This window comes from Pseudocitrobacter faecalis, from assembly GCF_965231525.1.
GTDB classification, from domain to species: domain Bacteria; phylum Pseudomonadota; class Gammaproteobacteria; order Enterobacterales; family Enterobacteriaceae; genus Pseudocitrobacter; species Pseudocitrobacter faecalis.
Map to the genome: position 1 here is coordinate 1634908 of NZ_CBDDNJ010000002.1, position 20723 is coordinate 1655630.

Annotated in this window: 22 protein-coding genes and 1 pseudogene; 10 read left to right on the forward strand and 13 right to left on the reverse strand. The window is 47.9% G+C overall.

All coding sequences use genetic code 11. The features are described 5' to 3' along the window. Positions 1 to 22 precede the first annotated feature (22 nt). Positions 23 to 1384 (forward strand): phage tail fiber protein, encoded by a 1362-nt coding sequence (locus ACOXYR_RS08580; RefSeq protein WP_421355281.1) that lies wholly within the window; start codon positions 23 to 25, stop codon positions 1382 to 1384. A gap of 102 nt (positions 1385 to 1486) precedes the next feature. Here the strand turns inward: ACOXYR_RS08580 and ACOXYR_RS08585 are convergent, their stop codons facing one another. Together ACOXYR_RS08585 and ACOXYR_RS08590 are read right to left on the reverse strand one after the other, a co-directional pair. Beyond that, positions 1487 to 1726 (reverse strand): hypothetical protein, encoded by a 240-nt coding sequence (locus ACOXYR_RS08585; protein WP_097475494.1) that lies wholly within the window; start codon positions 1724 to 1726, stop codon positions 1487 to 1489. After that, complete coding sequence (locus tag ACOXYR_RS08590) at positions 1726 to 1965, reverse strand: DinI family protein (RefSeq protein WP_097475495.1); 240 nt, start codon at positions 1963 to 1965, stop codon at positions 1726 to 1728. Before ACOXYR_RS08590 ends, ACOXYR_RS08585 begins: the two co-directional genes overlap by 1 nt. Positions 1966 to 2042: 77 nt before the next feature. On the opposite strand from ACOXYR_RS08590, the gene ACOXYR_RS08595 reads away from it, so the two are divergent. From ACOXYR_RS08595 to ACOXYR_RS08610, 4 genes are all read left to right on the forward strand, one after another. Further along, entirely contained in the window at positions 2043 to 2363 is a 321-nt protein-coding gene (locus tag ACOXYR_RS08595; protein ID WP_421373514.1) for a S24/S26 family peptidase, read from the forward strand. Positions 2364 to 2649: 286 nt separating this feature from the next. Continuing rightward, positions 2650 to 2931, forward strand: coding sequence for a YcgL domain-containing protein (locus tag ACOXYR_RS08600; protein WP_108475344.1), 282 nt, complete (start codon positions 2650 to 2652; stop codon positions 2929 to 2931). 82 nt (positions 2932 to 3013) lie between these two features. Then, a complete protein-coding gene (locus tag ACOXYR_RS08605; protein WP_350437079.1) occupies positions 3014 to 3673 on the forward strand; it encodes a fumarylacetoacetate hydrolase family protein in 660 nt (219 codons plus the stop codon). A gap of 93 nt (positions 3674 to 3766) precedes the next feature. Then, complete coding sequence (locus ACOXYR_RS08610; RefSeq protein ID WP_421355279.1) at positions 3767 to 4213, forward strand: YcgN family cysteine cluster protein; 447 nt, start codon at positions 3767 to 3769, stop codon at positions 4211 to 4213. Between the two features lie 26 nt (positions 4214 to 4239). On the opposite strand, the gene ACOXYR_RS08615 is transcribed toward ACOXYR_RS08610, so the two are convergent. The 3 genes from ACOXYR_RS08615 to ACOXYR_RS08625 all read right to left on the reverse strand — a co-directional run bounded on the left by ACOXYR_RS08615 (position 4240) and on the right by ACOXYR_RS08625 (position 6156). Continuing rightward, positions 4240 to 5466: a tyrosine-type recombinase/integrase gene (locus ACOXYR_RS08615; protein WP_350437080.1), complete on the reverse strand. Its 1227-nt coding sequence runs from the start codon at positions 5464 to 5466 to the stop codon at positions 4240 to 4242. Positions 5467 to 5555: 89 nt separating this feature from the next. Next, positions 5556 to 5804, reverse strand: coding sequence for an excisionase family protein (locus ACOXYR_RS08620; RefSeq protein WP_187225275.1), 249 nt, complete (start codon positions 5802 to 5804; stop codon positions 5556 to 5558). A 133-nt stretch (positions 5805 to 5937) separates the two neighbouring features. After that, positions 5938 to 6156: a TraR/DksA family transcriptional regulator gene (locus tag ACOXYR_RS08625; RefSeq protein WP_350437081.1), complete on the reverse strand. Its 219-nt coding sequence runs from the start codon at positions 6154 to 6156 to the stop codon at positions 5938 to 5940. Between the two features lie 313 nt (positions 6157 to 6469). Between ACOXYR_RS08625 and ACOXYR_RS08630 the strand changes: the two are divergent. Both ACOXYR_RS08630 and ACOXYR_RS08635 read left to right on the forward strand, forming a co-directional pair. After that, a pseudogene (locus ACOXYR_RS08630) lies at positions 6470 to 7447 on the forward strand (host specificity factor TipJ family phage tail protein); the annotation flags it as partial. Between the two features lie 56 nt (positions 7448 to 7503). Next, positions 7504 to 9303 carry a tail fiber/spike domain-containing protein gene (locus tag ACOXYR_RS08635; protein ID WP_350437082.1) on the forward strand — a complete coding sequence of 600 codons (1800 nt, stop codon included), beginning with the start codon at positions 7504 to 7506 and terminating at the stop codon, positions 9301 to 9303. Between the two features lie 240 nt (positions 9304 to 9543). Here ACOXYR_RS08635 and ACOXYR_RS08640 read toward each other — a convergent pair whose 3' ends face one another. Genes ACOXYR_RS08640 through ACOXYR_RS08650 form a run of 3 tightly spaced genes read right to left on the reverse strand, consistent with a single transcriptional unit; the run spans position 9544 to position 12333 of the window. Next, complete coding sequence (locus ACOXYR_RS08640; RefSeq protein WP_350437083.1) at positions 9544 to 11055, reverse strand: hypothetical protein; 1512 nt, start codon at positions 11053 to 11055, stop codon at positions 9544 to 9546. Further along, positions 11045 to 11974 (reverse strand): glycosyltransferase family 2 protein, encoded by a 930-nt coding sequence (locus ACOXYR_RS08645; RefSeq protein ID WP_350437084.1) that lies wholly within the window; start codon positions 11972 to 11974, stop codon positions 11045 to 11047. The genes ACOXYR_RS08640 and ACOXYR_RS08645 overlap by 11 nt, the downstream gene beginning before the upstream one ends. Beyond that, positions 11971 to 12333: a GtrA family protein gene (locus tag ACOXYR_RS08650; protein ID WP_024242460.1), complete on the reverse strand. Its 363-nt coding sequence runs from the start codon at positions 12331 to 12333 to the stop codon at positions 11971 to 11973. The genes ACOXYR_RS08645 and ACOXYR_RS08650 overlap by 4 nt, the downstream gene beginning before the upstream one ends. A gap of 355 nt (positions 12334 to 12688) precedes the next feature. Between ACOXYR_RS08650 and ACOXYR_RS24790 the strand changes: the two genes are divergently transcribed. After that, the gene (locus ACOXYR_RS24790) at positions 12689 to 13072 is read left to right on the forward strand and encodes a HumD family translesion DNA polymerase (RefSeq protein ID WP_478212400.1); all 384 of its coding nucleotides are present in this window, start codon (positions 12689 to 12691) and stop codon (positions 13070 to 13072) included. A gap of 39 nt (positions 13073 to 13111) precedes the next feature. On the opposite strand, the gene glpQ is transcribed toward ACOXYR_RS24790, so the two are convergent. Both glpQ and ACOXYR_RS08665 read right to left on the reverse strand, forming a co-directional pair. Then, a complete protein-coding gene (gene glpQ / locus ACOXYR_RS08660) occupies positions 13112 to 14155 on the reverse strand; it encodes a glycerophosphodiester phosphodiesterase (RefSeq protein ID WP_350437416.1) in 1044 nt (347 codons plus the stop codon). A gap of 237 nt (positions 14156 to 14392) precedes the next feature. Next, positions 14393 to 15073, reverse strand: coding sequence for an SOS response-associated peptidase (locus tag ACOXYR_RS08665; RefSeq protein ID WP_350437415.1), 681 nt, complete (start codon positions 15071 to 15073; stop codon positions 14393 to 14395). A gap of 336 nt (positions 15074 to 15409) precedes the next feature. On the opposite strand from ACOXYR_RS08665, the gene ACOXYR_RS08670 reads away from it, so the two are divergent. Further along, positions 15410 to 15937: an anti-virulence regulator CigR family protein gene (locus ACOXYR_RS08670; RefSeq protein WP_108475347.1), complete on the forward strand. Its 528-nt coding sequence runs from the start codon at positions 15410 to 15412 to the stop codon at positions 15935 to 15937. Between the two features lie 37 nt (positions 15938 to 15974). On the opposite strand, the gene dsbB is transcribed toward ACOXYR_RS08670, so the two are convergent. Beyond that, positions 15975 to 16505 carry a disulfide bond formation protein DsbB gene (gene dsbB / locus ACOXYR_RS08675; protein ID WP_108475348.1) on the reverse strand — a complete coding sequence of 177 codons (531 nt, stop codon included), beginning with the start codon at positions 16503 to 16505 and terminating at the stop codon, positions 15975 to 15977. Positions 16506 to 16633: 128 nt separating this feature from the next. After that, complete coding sequence (nhaB, locus tag ACOXYR_RS08680) at positions 16634 to 18184, reverse strand: Na(+)/H(+) antiporter NhaB (RefSeq protein ID WP_350435951.1); 1551 nt, start codon at positions 18182 to 18184, stop codon at positions 16634 to 16636. Between the two features lie 212 nt (positions 18185 to 18396). Here nhaB and fadR point away from each other — a divergent pair, with 212 nt between their 5' ends. After that, positions 18397 to 19101, forward strand: a complete 705-nt coding sequence (fadR, locus tag ACOXYR_RS08685) for a fatty acid metabolism transcriptional regulator FadR (RefSeq protein ID WP_108475350.1) — start codon at positions 18397 to 18399, stop codon at positions 19099 to 19101. A gap of 42 nt (positions 19102 to 19143) precedes the next feature. Here the strand turns inward: fadR and ACOXYR_RS08690 are convergent, their stop codons facing one another. Beyond that, positions 19144 to 20676: a SpoVR family protein gene (locus tag ACOXYR_RS08690; RefSeq protein ID WP_113857064.1), complete on the reverse strand. Its 1533-nt coding sequence runs from the start codon at positions 20674 to 20676 to the stop codon at positions 19144 to 19146. Positions 20677 to 20723: the final 47 nt, after the last annotated feature.

A 20723-nucleotide genomic window follows, 5' to 3' on the forward strand; every position in this document is an offset into this window, starting at 1 on the left:
CGTTATTATCGTGAGGTAGTTCATGCTTTATAACACCGGCACCATCGCAATTAACGGAAATACCGCAACCGGCACCGGCACAAACTGGACGGCACCAGCCAGCCAAGTTCGCGCTGGCCAGACGATTATCGTGATGTCTAACCCGGTGCAACTGTTCCAGATTTCATCCGTGAACAGCGCCACGTCAATGACGGTTACGCCTGCTGCTTCCCCGGCGCTGAGCGGCCAAAAGTATGGAATTCTTGTGTCGGACATTATCTCGGTTGATGGACTGGCACAGGCCATGTCGCAGCTCATCAAAGAGTATGACGAGAATATTGGTGCGTGGGAGACGTTCGCCAGCACCTCAGCGAACCAGACCATCACCGCAACGATTAATGGGACCAGTGTAACCATTCCAGCCATCGGTGGACTCGCCCGGAAAGGGGCAAATAGCGATATCACAGAGCTGAAAGGGTTAACTACAGCACTGAGTATTGCCCAGGGCGGGACCGGCGCAAAGACAGCTGCAGATGCTCGCACAAGCCTCGGTTTAGGAAGTAGCGCCACAAATGATTCTCAGACATCACTTGATGATGCTACGAGTGGGAGAGTTATGAAAGTTGGGGCGTTTGGCCTTGGCGGCTCTGCAGGGGTTCGTATCGATAGTTCAGCAGCAGGAAATGTAACCACGCTTAAAAATGGCCTCTACAATATACTTGCTGAAAATGTTGGGAGCCCTGGAGGAATGGCCGGCTCGACACTTGGAGTGAGCAACGTAGCGTTACATCCAACTGCTCCGGATTCCTGGAGGGGGCAATGGGGCCTTTCATACAGTGGGCAAGGCCGTGCATTTTTCAGGGTGACAACGGAAGGTGTGTGGAATTCATGGCGTGAAATATACAGCACGGGCAACACAACCAAAGCCAGTGATGGAACACTCAAAGCAGCGTCGCCAGTAGTTAAGCTATTTGGCGACGGTAGGTTCGTGCTCAACGATGAATCAGATGGTTGTTCTGTAACACGCCTGAGCGTCGGAGAATATCTTATTGAAGGATGCACAGGCCTGAACGCTGACGCCGCATGGGGTGGTGTAGACGGCGGTTTTGACATTCCTACAGACCGCAATAAGCAGCCGCTAATCTGGCTGGACTATGAGGTTGATGCTGATGGTTCTGTATTGGTTAAAACGTATCATCGAAATCATCCGAACTCGCCTATATTCGCCCGTAATGAAATTGAAGGCGTAGCTAATGGTGACCCGGTTGATATTCCGGAAGATCAGTTTGTTTCTGTACGTGTTGAGATGCCAGTTTGCAGTATCTGGAATCAAAAGCAGGAAGAAGCGATTAATGCGATGAGGAAGTTTAAGGCTGAAGAGTCGAATGCTCCTCAGCAGGACTAACTAAGAGTGCCGCAGCCGCGCTGATTATCGTAACGGGCTGCGGAAGCGACCAGGTTGTTCATGCCCTGGCGCGTGCAGAGAGTATATAAGTTAATAATGCGGTCACCACATGTTTTGCCCGATTTTGGTTGCCGTACTGATAGCCTCAGCCGGTTCTTTGAATAAACGGGCTGTAGCCAGGCCCCATCTTCCATCTTTGTGGATCATCAGAAAGTAGTCAGATAACTCCTGCTCATCTCTGATTACGGCGAAGGTGAGCATGTCTGAAGATGGCGTGGGTAGGGTGTTATCTGGTGGAAAGTAGATTCTGACACCAGAGATAATGATGTTATCGATGTCCATCAGTCTGCCACCATCCACATATCAGCCTCTTCAAACATTTCCTCCAGCATGCGGTTAAGCCGCTCTTTCTCTGTTTTCGTACAGTCACTATTTAGGGCGTTCGCCTGCATCGGCTTCACCTTCACATCTGCATCAGGAAAAATCCGGTGAACACGTTTAGTAAGCTCAGACAGGATGATTTCACGAGCACCCGGAAGTCCTGCCACATTGCGCTTGTCATAAACCAATTCCACAAACATTTTAGCTTCCCTCTTTACTGGTTGGATATACAGTATTTATACTGTGTTTTTATCCAGTGTCAAGAGTGGAGGCAACCATGGGATTTCCATCGCCAGCAAAAGACTATATTGAACGCACGCTCACCATAGAGACTATATGCGGAGTCACGACCAATAGTCTGGTTATTGAAACATCGCATGGGTTTGCTGTGATAGAGAAGGGTATGAAGCCGACGCCAGATAGCACCTACCTGATTTCATACTCGGGTGGCTGTCACTTTGCCAGGCGTAGAGGTGATGCGCTGATAACGGTTGACGGTGAAGTTCTGGAAGGAGATGTTCTTGACGAAGTGGATGTGAAGGGGATTCTGACCTTCCTGATTAACCGGGCGGTGGATGATGATAACCCGGTGATTTAATGCTCGGCTTCTTCGGCGATTAACGCCAGGTAATCTTCACGGGTCACTGATTGAGAGAAACGTCCGCACATGGATACCTCCAGTAGTCGAACTGAAAGTATAGGCGTGATGGCCAGGACTGATTAAAGGGAGGAGGAAATGCTGTGACAGATTTGTGCCACAGGATTGGCATAAATGAGGTGAAGGGTGCAAAAATCTGCAAACAAAAATGGTGGCGGCTGGCTTGTGGTGCGGGTTTGATTGATGTTAGCGTATGTCGAAATTACGCATTAAAAAGAGTAAAAGTATGTTTTGTGTGATCTACCGGAGCGCTAAACGCGACCAAACCTATCTTTATGTCGAAAAAAGAGACGATTTCTCCCGCGTGCCTGAGGAGCTAATGAAAGGCTTTGGCCAACCGCAGCTGGCGATGCTGCTGCCGCTGGATGGGCGTAAACAGCTGGTGAACGCCGATCTTGAGAAAGTTAAACAGGCACTCAAAGATCAGGGATATTATTTACAGATCCCGCCGCCGCCGGAGAATTTACTGAAACAGCATCTGGCCGAATCAGGTAAACCGCAAGATTAATCCTGGTCTGTTATTGATGTTGGTCGAAAAATGAGTCTATTAGTTATAACAAATATGTTTGAAAAACGAATAGGGGAAACGAATGTATCAGCATCATAACTGGCAAGGCGCACTGCTCGATTATCCGGTGAGTAAAGTTGTTTGTGTTGGCAGTAATTACGCAAAGCACATTCAGGAAATGGGCAGCGCTATTCCGGATGAACCGGTGTTGTTTATCAAACCGGAAACCGCGCTTTGTGATATTCGCCAGCCGCTGGTGTTGCCGCAGGGACTGGGTTCAGTCCATCATGAAGTCGAACTGGCGGTACTGATTGGCGCAACATTGCGTCAGGCAACCGAAGAACACGTTCAAAAAGCGATTGCGGGTTATGGTGTGGCGCTGGATCTCACGCTGCGCGATGTGCAGGGAAAAATGAAGAAAGCGGGGCAACCATGGGAAAAAGCCAAAGGCTTTGATAATTCCTGTCCGATTTCTGGTTTTATTCCGGCGGCCGAGTTCGAAACCGATCCGCAGAATACGCCGCTGGCGTTAACGGTTAACGGTGAAGTGCGCCAGCAAGGCACGACGGCCGACATGATCCACAAAATCGTCCCATTGATTGCTTACATGAGCCGCTTCTTTACTCTTAAACCGGGCGATGTCGTATTGACCGGTACGCCGGAAGGCGTGGGGCCTTTAGTGAGCGGCGATGAACTGACCGTACAGTTCAACGGTCTTTCTCTCTCAACCCGCGTGCTGTAATCCCTTCTTGCCGCCCTGATTGGGCGGCAAAACTTGCATCCCTGTGCCAGACTGGTTATAAGGTGCACCCCGGTTTTTGATGTGGACATCCTTATGAGCGAATTACCTTTCTGGCAAAGCAAAACTCTCGACGAAATGACTGACGCCGAGTGGGAATCGCTGTGCGATGGTTGTGGGCAGTGCTGCCTGCATAAACTGATGGATGAAGACACGGATGAAATCTATTTCACCAACGTTGCCTGTCGTCAGCTGAACATCAAAACCTGTCAGTGCCGTAACTACGAACGTCGCTTCGACTATGAGCCGGACTGCATCAAACTCACTCGCGAGAATTTGCCGACCTTCGAATGGTTGCCGCACACCTGCGCCTATCGCCTGCTGGCGGAGGGGAAAGATCTGCCAAAGTGGCATCCGCTGTTAACAGGTTCGAAAGCGGCAATGCACGGTGAGCGGATTTCTGTACGTCATATTGCGGTGAAAGAGTCGGAAGTCCGCGACTGGCAGGATCATATCCTGAATAAGCCGGAGTGGGCGGATTGATGCGTTGAATTGAAAGGAGTTTTTGCTTACTGATTTTGTGCCTGGGGCATGAGTGGGGCATTACCTCCGAAATTAGCGTTCAAAATGTCCATCTGGTTGCCGTTATTATCGGTCATCCATTTTCCGTAAACGTTGTAAACCATCTGTGCGGATGTGTGTACCATCTGCGAGGCAATGAAGTTTGGGTTACCCCCGGCGCTTAATGCCCAGCATGCAAAAGTGTGTCTTGATTCATATGCCCGGCGATGGCGTATTCCGGCGCGCTTAAGCATGCTGTTCCAGGTGGTGCCAAACGAACCTGTTGCATACCATTCTCCTCCTTTTCCATTTCTGGCAGTTAATTTCGGTACGAAGACGAACGTGCACGGATCCTGTCGAATCTTTCCGAACTCGCGAAGATGCACATCAATGCAGTGTTGCTTCCCCATGCGGGTGTAGGCCATCTGGCTTTTCAGTGCCTGAATAGCGGCCTCGGTTAGGGTGATGGTCCTGACGCCGGCTTCAGTTTTTGGTGGAGTAAAATGGCCCTTTATCGCGATATTGCGGCTGATTGTTATCGTCCAGTTTTTCAGGTCGATATCCTCCCAGGCCAGGGCGCAGATTTCACCATGGCGCATTCCTGTATTCACTGCAAGGATCCAGAGGTTGCGAATCTGTTCAGATGGGCAGGCGTCAAGCAGTCGCCAGTATTCTTCACGTGTTAGTGGGTCTGGATCCGCCCGGCTTTTGCGTAGCGGTTCAATGCCTTCAAATGGTGATTTACCAATATACCCATTTTGTACTGCGAACCTGAACATTCCCCCCAGACAACTCATATAGACGTTTACCGTTCGTACTGTCCTCCCTTTTTTCAGCGAACGGTTAACCTGAAACTTTCCGCATATCTGATAACCCGTTAGTAGTTCTTTCCTGAGCAGCTGGATATCCTCATTACATACAGCAGCAACAGCGGTTGTTTCACCCAACATTTCTGTGCAGATTTTGATGTATGAGGTGTAGCGGTTATGTGCGTTTTGAGTAATCTCCATACGCTTCAATTCAAGCCAGCGATCAGCCAGATTTTTTATTGTCACGCCTGGGCGAACAAAACCGAACTTGCGGAGATTTGGTGAATCAGGAAATTGAGTGGCATAGTTAAATGAACCCATTTTTATGGAAAAGCAGATGGAAGTTCGCAATTCACCAGCCACTTTTCGGTTCTTTGGCGTGTCCAGAACGCCAAGACTTTCGCGAACTCTTATCCCCTGATACATGAATCATATTCGCAGCGTGCCGCCGTGGTTTTCCACTCCTGTTGGATACTTAGTCATAAATCATCCTCATGGTTTATAAGAGAGGGTATTTAAGCAGATTTTTGACGGGGGATCGCCGGGCGTTGACGTTCTACCCAGTTATCAATCTCATGACGGTTGTAGAGTATTGGACTGTTGTCCTTAGGCTGGCAGTCGCCGGAATAGTGTCGATACTCGCGACCTTCCAGCCAGGACTTTTCGCGAGCAGATTTAATGGCATTTTTAGTGAGGCCGGTAATCGTCATCAGCACCTCTTCAGATACCCATTTATTTGGCGTCAGTTGGATAATGTCGCTCAGGGTTTTCTCCAGGCAAAAAAACGCCCGGGCGAGCCGGGCCAAAACTAGGGTTGGTTACATCCGATAACCGACTCAGTGAATCGGCTATCAGTTGTGTCATTGCATAAGGTCGAGCTGGCAGTTCAACCTTTCCTCATATGCCTCTCTGTTTATTCCGGAGCTCAATTACGCTTTGGCACTTCGCGCAGGTTTGACAGCCGGGAACGGCTGTGCGCCGCGGAGGAGGGATATCCTCTCCGCACTCTTCGCATAACTCAGCAGAAACGAGATTACCGGTACGGTGATGCTTACTGAGTGCGAAGTTACGTTGTAACTCTTCGATTTCTGCTGCTAAATCAATAATGTCCGCCATATTAGTACTCCCTGAATTGCTTGTTCATCACTCCGATAGTCCATGTGAAGAGAGTGAATGGAATGCCCAGGTCTTTGAGCTTCTCGAAATGCTTCTTGAGCAGTGGGCGACTTACCGCGTCGAATTTCGGCTTTGGCTTCTGGTTCATTGCGGCTTTGAGTTCTTCGTTACAGCGACGGGCGGTAGAGATAAGCGCGTTACGCTGTTCCTAAGTTTTTGGCATCATGCGGCCTCCCGTCGAGCGAGTAGTTTGTTTCCGAAGGCCATTAATTGGCCACGCTCAACCGTTGTGAATAGACAGTGGGTGCGCGGGTACACACTCCGGCCTTCGCGTTCTTTTGCTGATGCCGTGGCGCATACCTGGCTCGTTATGGGCAATCAACCAGTAGCGAGTATCGATCTGTACGGCTTGTACTCCATCGCCGTGAGCCTTTCTGACGAGCGCCTCGGGTACTTCGATTACACCTTTGATGATGAGAATGATTCGCTGCGTGATCGTGTGCAGGCCATCTGTAACGCTGCCAGCGTGACCGCCTACTGGGATGATGGCGTGCTGACGTTCACCAGAGACCAGAAAGTTACGCATCCGGCATCAGTATTCAACCGGGCTAACATGAAAACGGACGAGTACAAGATCACGTATGAAACCACGCTTCCCGGTGGTTATGACGGGGTTCAGGTGTCGTATGTCCACCCGACGACGAACAATAAGACCTATATCAATTACCGAGTTCTGAACGGCACCATTGTTGAACAGGAAGCTGAGAACCCCAACAAGATGGAGATAGCCGGATTCCGGAACGAGTACCAGGCCCGCGAGCGCGCGCTGCGGGAAACTAAGCGGCTGCTTTACTCTCGAACGAAGATGAACTCGAAGGTATTCGAAGACGGGATTATCCAAGTCGGCAGCGTCGTCCAGATCGCAGATATCTACGACAGTAACCAGCAGGGCGGGTACATCACCGGGCGAACCGGCAACAGCTTCGATACCAGCGAACCGATCACCTTCACTGGCACGATGTATGTGCTGGTTACCGACGTCCTTGGTAAGCCGACGCTGCGTTATCCGGCAACGGCACGTAACGACACAAAATACGGCTTCACCGCGGCGGTGCCAGATATTCAGCTCAACATCTGGAATGGTGATTCCGTGCAGCTTCCGTCACGCTATCTAATTGCGACAGTGGAGGAGCTGGACAGCCAGTTATGGACAGTTAACAGCATTAAACCGAACACCGATAACACGGTATCTCTTACCGTCGCAGAATACAGCGACGCTATCTATCAATAAGACGCTTTCAGACAATCCCAACCCGGCAACTGCGCCGGGTTTTTTATGGAATAAATATGACTACGCAACCAACTAACTTGCCTGTTCCAAGCGAATCACCTCGCGATCTGAAATTTAACGCCGGGAAAATTGACGAATTCGTTACTTCTTTTGAATCTAAGTACGTCGATCGTTTCGGTGGAGAGCATTACACGATAGAAGGGCTTCGCTGGCTTATTCAGCAGGCTATTTCATCTATGGGATGGGTGCTAATTGACTCATTCCAGGACGGAGCCGACATTACCCTGCCTAACCAGGCGCTTCGTGATGAGGTAAGCGGTGAGTATTATCGCTGGGATGGCCCACTGCCAAAACACGTGGATGCCGGCTCAACCCCTGCTTCATCTGGTGGTGTTGGTGTTGGTGTTGGTGCATGGGTTGGGATAGGCGATGCGTCTCTGCGCGCATATCTGGCTACTGTAGCCGGGGCGGCATCAATCGGCCTTCAACCTGGGGGGAATCTTCAGCAGGCCATCACCTGGGTTACACCAGAGCAGTTTGGCGCCATCGGAGATGGTACGGTACATCCATTATCTGAGCGTTATGCGACTCTTGCAGCAGCGCAGGCCGTATACCCATTTGTTACCTCACTGACGCAGACCATTGACTGGGCAGCGTGTCAGGCTGCTGAGAATTATGCTCGGGGGAAGGAGGAGGTTCGGTGCCCATCTTATGCGCAATATCATTTCGGTGATAATGGCTTACAACTTGGTGAAAATAGTAAGTGGAAGGGAAACGCTAACGTTCAATACGACAAGCCAGCAACAACGATGATTCGCAACTTCCCATCATCAACGCCAGTTTTTGGGCAGTGTTACATCGTCCGAGTAATGCCTGCCCCATCAGGAGCGGCAGATGTATTTCAAAGAGGTGTCGTGTTTGATGGATTCAAGCTTAGATATCCCGTGGCAAGAAGAACGCCAACAAAAGGAACCAATACAATATGTTTGCATGGTGGAAATGGCATTCAGGGAGTGTATGACTTATCTTTACAGGGATCCGAGTATGGATTGTATGCATGGTCATTCTGGGGTAATAGAGGAAGAATTCGTGTAGATTCCTGTCATAAAGGATATTTTGTTGTTCCAACTTTATCTGACCCTGAGCGTGCAGGTGGAGGCACAACAACCTCAAATCAATTCGATATAAGAGTCGATGTTACTCCATTTCCTATCACTATAGGTTCAGATTATTATTCTCAATATACAGGATATTTTAAAGGGGTTGTGACCACTGACCAAAATTATGATTCAAATAACGAAACGGCCTCAGGTATTACCATAATTGGGCCCTCGGAAGGGGGCTCTTTCATTATGGGGATAGAAAAGTTCCAAGGTGTTCACGTTGTGCAGTCAGGGGGGAATGTCAATTTAAAAACATCATTTTCGTTTTTCCCTGATGATCACTATAAGATGAGCACAGGAAATGATGGGGCAGATTCAGCGATTAGGGCTATAAGTGGAACCTCCTCATCTAGGATTCAACTTCCTCCATCTCAAAGATCTTATCTAAACAATATTTCTGGCAACTTATCACTAATTGTTGAGAATACTGGATATTACATGGGGAATATCGGAACGGAAACGAGTAGCACTCGATATCTCTGCAACATACAATCATCCGGTAGCATTTATTCATTCATAGGTGGATACGTTGGATTTACACCTGAGACAGGAATGGCCCCTGTGTCATTTAGCCCTTCGGAGTCGATGAAGTCTAGGGTTACCACAGAAGGTTGCAGGAGTATGGATATTTGGTGTGCACCTTCAACATCATGGAGCCTCATTGGTAAAAACAGGTGGCGCAGAACATCATAGTCTTCGGTTAATGGTGTGATCGATGGGACTAATGGGCAATATGCAGACTTTACCCCTCCATCAGGGTATATTGTTCAGGATGTTAAGAGGTTGACAACAAACCTAGGATCTAGCAGTTCTGCTATACCCAATAGGCCATCAATAATTTCTTTTGACGCAGTATCAGGATCCATAAGAGCTGCGTCGCCGTATGTCACGACGACGCTTACTTTTTTTGGTATAATGGAAATATCGCAATAATTATATATTTGTCTTAATTGGGATATTATAGACAAGGAACGTCATTCCAGAATGATGGAGTATTTCATCAGGCTGTCCTATTTGTTTTTTTATACCTGCGATGCATATTTCTATATCAGCACATCTGTCTCCAGACGTTCCCTTGCTAATTGATATGAACTGTCTATTTGGTTGAGATTCAATAAACGCCTTTGTATGCCATGTAGCAAGCGTCTGCACCCTTACACTTTTGAAATCAACAAAACCAGTTTTTTTATCAAAATATACAGGCGTTATATGTAATGCTCCCTTAGATAACCAATTAACAGTCATGTTCATTCCCCAAAAACTACCATAACCATAAGAGAGGTCATTTTTTTTGAGAAAAGTAATATACTCATCAATGTTTTTATTTGTATTGTAATTTAACGTGGTGGTTGCATAAGCGTATAATGACACTCCAAGGGTTAGTATTATAGGAATATATAAAATCCTTTTATAGTGCGCGCAAATGGATAAAGTAATTAAAACCACAGGTGCCACATTAAGATAGAATCTTTGATGTGGAAGTTGATCTCCAATAATTGAGGATGAGTAAATTCCAAGTATTGACATAATGAAAAATAAAGAAATTATGCTATACACACCACCCTTTTTGAATAATGTATATGCAGAAAAAAGGAAGGCAAACATCCAAAAAACAAAACTAAAATATGACAAGATTATGTTTTGTTCAACCCATATAGGTAGAATTTTAGAGGTTAAAATAACCGCGCGCTCGAAATTATCAAGCATTTGGTCTAATGATGTTATTTTAAAGCCATGCACAGGTAGGTTAAAAAAGATCTGTATGCTGTTTGTTATAGACAGCAAAAAAGCGATAAGCAATATAGCTGCATAAGGCCTTCTTTCTTTGTTAATATATGCGTTGTAGAATTCAGAAATAAGGATTGGGATAGTGAATGAAGCTTGTATCCATGGATCGGAAGCGCTAGAAATTAGTAAAATAACACCAATAAGAATGGCATGAAAAACTTTTTCCCCAGTTAGAGATGAGAAATACAACGCTAAAGCTATAAATCCATAAGCATTTGTAGAGTTATGAGAGAATGGGTGCCCGTAATATCCGTTAATATATAAGTCCGGAGAAATAAAGGTAATTGAAATCAACGCTGCGGTAGCAGGAATATACCCAGAAAATCTAAGGGTAATCTTAGATGACAATATTGATACTAGTATTATAAATATTGCTGATGATATCACTATGGGTGCTATCCCGTCATCGTTCAATATATAAAAAAGAGCGAAGTTTAACGGGTAAACTGTGAAGTACCAGTTATCGAATGTTGGAGTCCAATGCTTAAACGCTGAGAATCCCTCATGTAAAAAGGCTCGCCAGACTATAGGGCTATTAGCAGCGTCAGGGTCTGCTATCCATTTCACGCTGAATCTAGATGTGAAATAAATGGCAAAAATGCAGCAGATGCCACATATTATATAATATGTATATTTTGAAGATTTATTATTTCCCATTTTTGCCACTCCTTTTCAGAATGTATCTTGGTCTCATTTTACTCTCGACATAAATGCGACCTATATACTCACCAAGAACACCTATCCCAATAAGTTGCACACCGCCAAGGAACAGGATTGAAACCAGCAGGGATGGATAACCGCGGACGGCGTTTCCGAAAGCCAGTGTATCGATAATCATCCAGGCGCCGTACAAGAAAGCAACTCCCGCTACAATCAGGCCAATATACGTCCACACGCGTAACGGAAAGGTAGAGAAGCTAGTTATCCCTTCAAGAGCAAGGTTCCACAACTTCCACCCGTTGAATTTTGTATTTCCGGCAACGCGTTCCGCACGGGCGTATTCGACAACATCAGTGCGGCCACCAACCCAGCTCAGGACGCCTTTCATGAACAGGTTGCGTTCTGGCATGAGTTTTATGTTTTCCACAACTTCACGAGACATCAGACGAAAATCACCGACGTTCTCTTCAATCTTCGGATTGCTGATTTTGTTGTGAAGCTTATAGAACCATTCAGCAGATTTACGCTTCAGTCGGCTATCAGTAGAACGGTCAGAGCGCTTAGCAAGCACCATATCCGCACCGGCCTGCCATTTCTCTATCAGGTGCGGAATGACCTCAATTGGGTCTTGCAGGTCAACGTCAATTGGGATAACTGCATCACCGGTCGCATGGTCAAGTCCGGCAAATAGTGCAGGCTCTTTGCCGAAGTTTCGGGTGAATGACAAAGGCACTACAAGGGGGTCAGCAACAGCAAGCGCATTAATAATTGATTCTGTTGCGTCTTTGCTTCCGTCATTAATGAACACGATTTCAACATCGTATTGCTTTAGCCCCTCGAAATCTCGAACCGTTTTATAGAAAATCGGTATCGTGGCTTCTTCATTGAAGACCGGTACGACCAGAGAAATTTTCATTTCGCTTCCCTAAAGACAATGAACTTAGAATAGAAAAAGCCACATACAAGACTGATGGCAGAGAACGCCACCAGTGTGACGATTGGCGGTAAGCCACATCTGTCAGCAGCCCAACCAACGGCAGCACTCAACGTTCCCATAAACCCAACGTAAAGCATGTAACGCAGCGTGGAAGTGGATGCTTTAAAAGTGAATCGAGCATTAGCGTAGAAACTAAAGCTGACTGCTACCACGAACCCAGCAAAGTTCGCCAATGCCTGACTTGTGGATAGGCCATACACGCAAACACCAAACACGACCCAGTGAATGAGCGTGTTGAGTACGCCAATCGATGTGTACTTAGCAAAAAGTTTTAACATTAGAAAAATCAGTCAATTCTGAGAAGGCAGAAGTTTAGCACCAACAGACAACTTGATCGACTATCAGAATAAGGCGTACTGTATATGCATACAGTATGCATTTTGAGGTGACTCCATGCCGCGTCGTTCAGATATCGAAATCGCTTTCAGGGCCTCTATTGTGCATGAAAGGTCAGGCCGCAGGATTGTGAAAACCGCTGATTTTGTTCGGGAACTACTAAAGGTTAACTGGGACCTCAGCATGGAAGAGGCAAATCAGTGGATAGCCAGATACACCATCTGCTTCAAAGACATCACTCCTGATCACGGGAGAACAAGACCTGGTTCATGTACAACCCGAACGGAGGGCTTTGATATGGCATTTGCATCCCCGGCCAAGGACTATGTGGAGCGCGAAATTTCGCTGGATGCTGAGCTTATCAGCCATCCCTCTGCAACCTACTATGTCAGGTCTGATGTAGCTATTTTACGTGCTGGCATAAAGCAAGGTGCGCTGCTTGTTGTGGACTCAGCAGTAAACCCCTATGATGGTTCGATCGTCATTTGTTCCATTGATGGGCAGTTTGTCATTCGGTATTACCGCATGTTCCCAAGTTTGCATCTGGAGAGCATGGAGACAGGCAGGAAGGAGAGGGCGCGCGGACTTGACGACGGAAGTGCAATAGATGTTTTTGGAGTGGTTACATACATAATAAATGATGCGCGCACCGGAAAATTCGACGATAACCCTGCTATTTAATTTATAAAGCCCACTTAAATGGGCTTTATAATTGAAGTGTCATTTCTGCCTTTTTAAGAAGTTTATTGCTTTGTCAGGAAAATCTGTAAATAGTCCATCTACTTTTTCATTTTCGTATAACAACTGATACAGTTGGTCAACTGTTTTTACGTATAAAGGAAGGCGATCAGAGAGAATTGAATAAGGTATAACCTGTAGATGATTAGCATGCGCGATAGCAGTAAGCCCTGTAGTTGTTACTGATTTGTTTTTACTGTTATTTAACAACATATGATAATCTGGAGATATTGCATCTGCATATTTTGAAATGGTTTTTATACCTGCGGGCTCAAACATCCAGTCATAATTATAATTAACCCATTCCCCGTTAACTTTTTCTTGTGTTTCGTTCCAGTCTGTGTATGCAATTAGTTGCACTAGTTTTACATCAACTCCAAGGGTTGGGCCTAATGTTGTTCTTATTCTTTTTATTTCATTGAAGTCAAAGCATTGCAAATATACATTGTCATTTTTTGATGTGTATCCGTACTTTTTGAGAACTGATAGCACCTTAGCTGTGATATCTTTCCCTTCTTTAAGATGGAACCAGGGGGCCTTAATTTCCGGAAAGATTCCAATATTCTTTCCGGTTGAAAAGTTTAAGCCCTGAATAAACTCAATTTCCTCTTCGAATGTATGCATATGGAATTCTGATTTAAAAATTGGGAATCTGTCTTTGAATCCCGGCGTAGGTTTTCCGTCAACAAAATGAAACCAGTTTGTCACATTTAAAGATTTAATTTCAGCCAGAGTGAAATCTATAGCATAGAAATGTCCGTCCTTTCTTGCCCTTCCTGGGAAGCGGGTAGCTACATCAGTCACATTATCTAAGACAAGCCCGTGAAGAACCAGAAGCTGATCATCTTTTGTCATTACTAAATCTTGCTCTAGATAATCTGCTCCTTGCCCAAAGGCAAGAGCCTTTGCCTCCAGTGTATGCTCAGGAAGATAGCCGCTAGCACCGCGGTGAGCTACAACAAACTGACTAGTTGCATAAGTTGATAAACTTATAGATAAAAGAATCGCTAAAACTATAACTTTCATTAATTATTCTCAGTGGCCAATTGCAATACAACATTTTGAATAAGAAGTACATAATAATCAAGGGCATCTTTTGAAATTTTATGATTTATTGCGAAGATGGTATGGATTTTTAGAGTCGGCGTAACCGAGAAGTTATTTTGACACTTTTGCTAAAACTAGCCACATTTGAGAGAGTTTGGTTATAACTACCATTGTTGTTTAGTATTAAACATACCAGTGTGACAAATTCGATTATTATTAGTTAATTTGATCAAAGGGCTCGATTAACTCAGTGCCCTGATTCTTAACATTGCCAACAACGCGCGACACTGTGTGCCAGATAAATGCATCTGCTGGCACCGAACCGTCGGAAACAATTTCCTGCGCTTCTTTCCCGCCCACATCCTGCCTCATCCATTCGCGCGCTGCCTCCGGTGACAAGACCAGTGGCCTGCGGTCGTGGATATCGACCAGTCCTTTATCGGCAGCAGCCGTGACAATCAGAAAGCCTTCTGCTTCATCTCCGCGTTCGAACGGTGTACTGCCGATCGCTGCCATGAATATCGGCTTACCGTCTGCCCTGTGGATGAAGTACGGCTGCTTATTGTCGCCTTCCTTCTTCCATTCGAACAAGCCATCAGCAAAGACTATCGCCCGGCCATGTTGCCAGAGCGATTTGAACATCCGACTGGTTGCCGCTGTTTCGACGCGTGCGTTTATTAATGGTGGCTTATCCCACCATCCTGGAGCATAGCCCCAGTAAACCGGATCGAGGTGTAGGTGTTCATCTCGTTCGCTCAACAGCAAAACTTTAGTGCCTGGCGCCACGTTGTACCGGCCAATCGGTTCCGGGTCGAACGGAATGTCACGCTCAGCTTCTTCAGCGATTAATGCCAGGTAATCTTCACGGGTCATTGATTGAGAGAAACGTCCGCACATGGAAACCTCCAGTAGTCGAACGTTAAGTATAGATAGGGAGGAAGGTAGGGGGTGGATGGGGCATGGGTGGGGCAAAAAATTAGCGCAAAACAACTCAAAACCTATGTAGGCAGTGATTCGTCTTGCGCTAACGCTTTGCTTTATGACTGCTTTCAGCTCACTTCAACGCACACTTAAAAAATACTACAGCCTATCCTTAATAAGCCGGAGTGGGCGGATTAAGGTGCCTCCATACTGAAAATAGACCCTGAATGAAAATTAAGAGTTAATGAGATTGAGCTAATTGCCATTATCCATTATCACTAATATGGATATTCAATTCGGGAAGCAACTATCATGTATCAGCCTCGTACTCTTAAGACTCTTCTTGCGGCGGCAATAACGTGTTTGCTTGTCGCCTCACCCGTTTTTGCAAACCCCGGCAATGGCAATGGCAATGGTAATGGGGGCAATCACGGCAATAGTGGTAACCATGGTAATAGCGGTAATCAGGGAAATCACGCAAGCAAAGGACAGGGAAATAATGGGCAGGCCAGCGGCAAATCGTCCGGAAGTCAGGAGCACCGTAAAAATTACGGTAAGCCTGACCATGTTAGCCGCGATATCCCTGTTTCCCGCGCCCGTGATCTTGCCGTCAATTACGGTTTAACAGGCTATGCCGCGCTACCGCCAGGCATTGCCAGGAATGTCGCCCGCGGTAAACCGCTTCCTCCGGGAATTGCAAAAAAAGCGGTGCCCGCATCGATGTTGAATGAATTACCTTACTATCCAGGCTATGAATGGCGTATTGTCGGTCGCGACCTCGTTCTGGTTGCCCTTAGCACCGCTGTTGTCACAGCGATTATTAATGGCGTATTTGACTAAGCCCCCTACAAAAAACGCTCCCTCGGGAGCGTTTTTCTTATCGACCAAACAGGTCGCGTTTTTTTGGCTTAAACGGCTGAGCAATAATCACCAGCACGGCGACCACCAGATAGGCCGCGAAGATACCGACCAGCCACTGCGGCATTTCCAGCGACAGGAACGACCACTGACGCACCGCGCAGTCGCCGGATGCGACAAATACCTGTGGCAGCCATTTATCGAGTGGCAGCCAGGTCGGGAAGCGTGCGGCAAAGTCGCAGGTCATAAACGGTGAAGGATGCAGCTGAATCATCGTGTGCTCCCAGGCAAGCTGTAAACCACGAATTGCGCTGTAAATCCAAATCACCATGGCGACGTAACGCAGCGGCGTTTTCGGGGCGATGGCACCGACAATACCTGCACCCATAATGCCGAACAGGGCGCAACGCTCGTAGATACACATGACGCATGGCTGAAGCAGCATAATGTGCTGGAAATACAGCGCCACGAGTTCAAGTGCAAAGGCAGTAAACGCCATCAACAACCACGCGCCACGGCCTCGTGAGCACTGGTTCAAATATCGCAACATAATCATTTCCCTGGAACATGTTTAAGAGCAGCAGTGTAAACCAAAAAAATTCTGCCGCCACTGACGTTTAGCAATTATTACGTAAATGAACATTAATTGCCCGGCACTATTGGCCGGGCAGTACCGTCTTAAGGCAGATGTGGGGAAGGGATCCAACCCAGCGCCAACAGCCAGTTGCTGGCGGGTTGCAGGGCAAATTCAACGCACAGTAGCCCCACCACCGTTAGTACAATGGTGTATGGCAGCGCCATCCAGACCATGCGGCCATAAGAAAGTCGTATGAGTGGTGCCAGCGCCGAGGTCAACAGGAACAGGAATGCCGCCTGGCCGTTAGGTGTGGCGACGGAGGGCAGGTTAGTGCCGGTGTTAATCGCGACCGCCAGCATCTCAAATTGTTTGAGGTCGATGGCACCCGACTCCAGCGCGGCCTTCACTTCGTTGATATAGACGGTTCCCACAAACACGTTGTCGGAAATCGACGACAGCAAACCATTGAAGATATAGAACAGCGAACGTTGTGCGTGCGGCGAGGCTTGCAGCACAAAGTCGATGATCGGCGCAAACAGATGCTGGTCAATAATCACCGCCACGACCGCGAAGAAGACAGTCAGTAGCGCGGTGAAAGGCAGCGCCTCGGTGAAAGCTTTGCCGATGGCATGTTCATCGGTAATGCCGGTAAACGAGGTGGCAAAGATGATAACCGACAGACCAATTAACCCAACCTCTGCCAGGTGGAAAGCCAGTGCCAGCACCAGCCAGACGCCAATTATCGCCTGAACGCACAGACGCATGGTGTCCTGGCGCGAGCGCTGTTTGCGGCTTCGCTCATCAAAATCATGCAGCGTTTTGCGCACAGTCTCCGGAAGCGTGGCTCCATAACCAAACAGCTTGAATTTCTCCAGCAGCAGACAGGTGGTGATGCCGCAAATAAACACTGGCACAGTCACCGGGGCCATCCGCATAAAGAACTCCCCGAAGTGCCAGCCAGAGGCTTTGGCGATAATCAGGTTCTGTGGTTCCCCAACCATCGTCATCACGCCGCCAAGCGCGGTGCCGACGCCTGCGTGCATCATCAGGCTGCGCAGAAACGCGCGGAATTGCTCCAGTACTTCGCGATAGTGCTTATCGATGTGGCTATCATCGAGCAGATCGTCATCGTCAGTACGGCTTGACGCCGCACGGTGATAAATGCCGTAGAAACCCACTGCGACGCTGATGATCACCGCCACGACCGTCAGCGCATCAAGGAAGGCTGACAAGAACGCCGCCGCAAGGCAAAACGCCAGCGAGAGCAACATTTTGCTGCGAATGCTCAGCAACAAGCGGGTGAAAATAAACAGCAGCAGCTGCTTCATAAAGTAGATACCGGCGACCATGAAGATCAGCAACAGCAACACTTCGAGATTAGCCGCAACCTCTTCACGCACATGTTCGGCTGAGGTCATACCGACAATCACTGCTTCAATCGCCAGCAGCCCACCGGGGATCAACGGATAGCATTTGAGCGCCATCGCCAGAGTGAAGATAAACTCGATAACCAGCAGCCATCCTGCGAGAAAAGGGTTAACGAGAAAGATAATCGGGTTAATTACCAGGAATATCAGGAGTAAAAGTTTATACCAGTCGGGCGATTGCCCGAGAAAGTTGCGCCATAACGCGCGACAGTATGAGATTTCCATGACCAATAGTCTGCCTCGTAGAAGTCATCTTTTGTTACAACCAGGGCTGAAACTCTAGCAGAGATCGCCGCAAAAAACGCCCTTAAGTGCGGAAAAGGAAAATCAAAAAATGAAACGGCGATCCCTTTTTAATTCGCTTCGTGTGCTATCTGCTGTTGAAGCGGTCTGGTATGATGAGTGGATTGCAACGCTGTGTAATGGAAATTCTAACTATGGTCATTAAGGCGCAAAGCCCGGCGGGTTTCGCGGAAGAGTATATTGTTGAAAGCATCTGGAATAACCGTTTTCCTCCGGGGTCTATTCTGCCTGCCGAGCGCGAACTTTCTGAACTGATTGGTGTGACCCGTACAACCTTACGTGAAGTGTTGCAGCGTCTGGCCCGTGATGGCTGGTTGACTATCCAGCACGGTAAGCCAACGAAAGTAAACAACTTCTGGGAAACGTCAGGCCTCAATATTCTGGAAACGCTGGCGCGTCTCGATCACGAAAGCGTCCCGCAACTGCTCGATAACCTGCTTTCCGTGCGTACCAACATCGCCACCATTTTTATCCGCACCGCGTTTCGTCAGCATCCTGACAAAGCGCTGGAGGTGCTGGCCACCGCGCGCGAAGTCGAAGACTACGCCGATGCGTTTGCCGAGCTTGATTACAACATTTTCCGTGGTCTGGCGTTTGCCTCTGGTAACCCGATTTATGGCCTGATTCTGAACGGTATGAAAGGGCTCTATACCCGAATTGGTCGTCACTATTTCGCCAATCCGGAAGCGCGTAGCTGCGCGCTGGGGTTCTATCACCGCTTAACCGAACTGTGTGAGCAGGGTCTGCATGACCAGGTGTATGAAACCGTGCGTCGTTATGGCCATGACAGTGGCGAGATTTGGCACCGGATGCAGAAAAGTATGCCGGGCGGCGTGTAAGCATTCATAGAAAAAGCCTCTCAATTGAGAGGCTTTTTTGTATCACAACGCGCTCGGTCTCGGCGGGCAACGCTCAAGTAATTCAACACTGCCATCCGCATTTTGCTGCTCAAGATGCACTTCAAAGCCCCACAGACGGTGCACATGCTTGAGCACTTCACGACGGCCTTTGTCCAGCGGCGCGCGGTTGTGCGGCACATAGCGCAGCGTCAGCGAACGGTCGCCGCGCAGGTCCACATTCCACACCTGAATATTTGGCTCCAGGTTACTGAGATTATATTGTGATGAAAGCTGGGCGCGAATTTCGCGATAGCCGCTTTCGTTGTGAATGGCTGAGATCTCCAGATAGTTATTGCGGTCGTCATCCAGTACCGTAAACAGGCGGAAATCACGCATTACTTTTGGTGACAGGAACTGGCTGATAAAACTTTCATCTTTAAAATCGCGCATCGCAAAATGCAGCGTTTCCAGCCAGTCCGATCCCGCCATATCCGGGAACCAGTAGCGGTCTTCTTCCGTCGGCGTCTGGCAAATACGTTTGATATCCTGGAACATGGCAAAGCCCAGCGCATAGGGGTTAATACCGCTGTACCACGGGCTGTTATACGGTGGCTGGAAGACCACATTGGTGTGGCTGTGCAGAAATTCCAGCATAAAACGCTCGGTCACTTTCCCTTCATCATACAGATGGTTGAGAATGGTGTAGTGCCAGAACGTGGCCCAGCCCTCGTTCATCACTTGCGTCTGTTTCTGCGGATAAAAATACTGGCTTACCTTACGTACAATGCGCATGATTTCGCGCTGCCACGGCTCCAGTAACGGCGCGTTTTTCTCCATAAAATAGAGCAGGTTCTCCTGCGGCTCGGAAGGGTAACGGCGCGCGGATTCCACCGTTTTCTCCTCTTCACGCTTCGGCAGAGTACGCCATAACATATTCACCTGGCTTTGCAGATACTCTTCACGGCTTTTCTGCCGGGCTTTCTCCTCCTGCAGCGAGATCTTTTGCGGACGTTTATAGCGATCCACACCGTAGTTCATCAGCGCATGGCAGGAGTCGAGCAGTTTTTCCACTTCATCGACACCATAGCGTTCCTCACACTCGCTAATGTATTTGCGGGCGAAAAGCAGGTAATCGACGATGGAGCTGGCATCCGTCCAGCTACGGAAAAGATAGTTATTCTTAAAGAAGGAGTTATGCCCGTAGCAGGCGTGCGCCATTACCAGTGCCTGCATGGTAATGGTGTTCTCCTCCATCAAATAAGCGATACAGGGATTGGAGTTAATCACAATCTCATAGGCCAGCCCCTGCTGGCCATGCTTATAGGCCTGCTCAGTCTCGATAAACTTCTTACCGAACGACCAGTGGGTATAGTTAATTGGCATCCCGATGCTGGAATAAGCATCCATCATCTGCTCAGAGGTAATGACTTCGATTTGATGGGGATAGGTATCCAGCCGGTAGAGTTTGGCTACCCGGTCTATCTCAACCAGATAGGTTTCCAGCAGGGGAAATGTCCAGTCGGGTCCGTCGCTTAAACGCGTGCTGTCCTTATTCATCGAATCAATCGTTGCCATTAGCGCGCCCTCATTGTTGGCGACTCTCTCTGTCTGGAGAGCCTCAG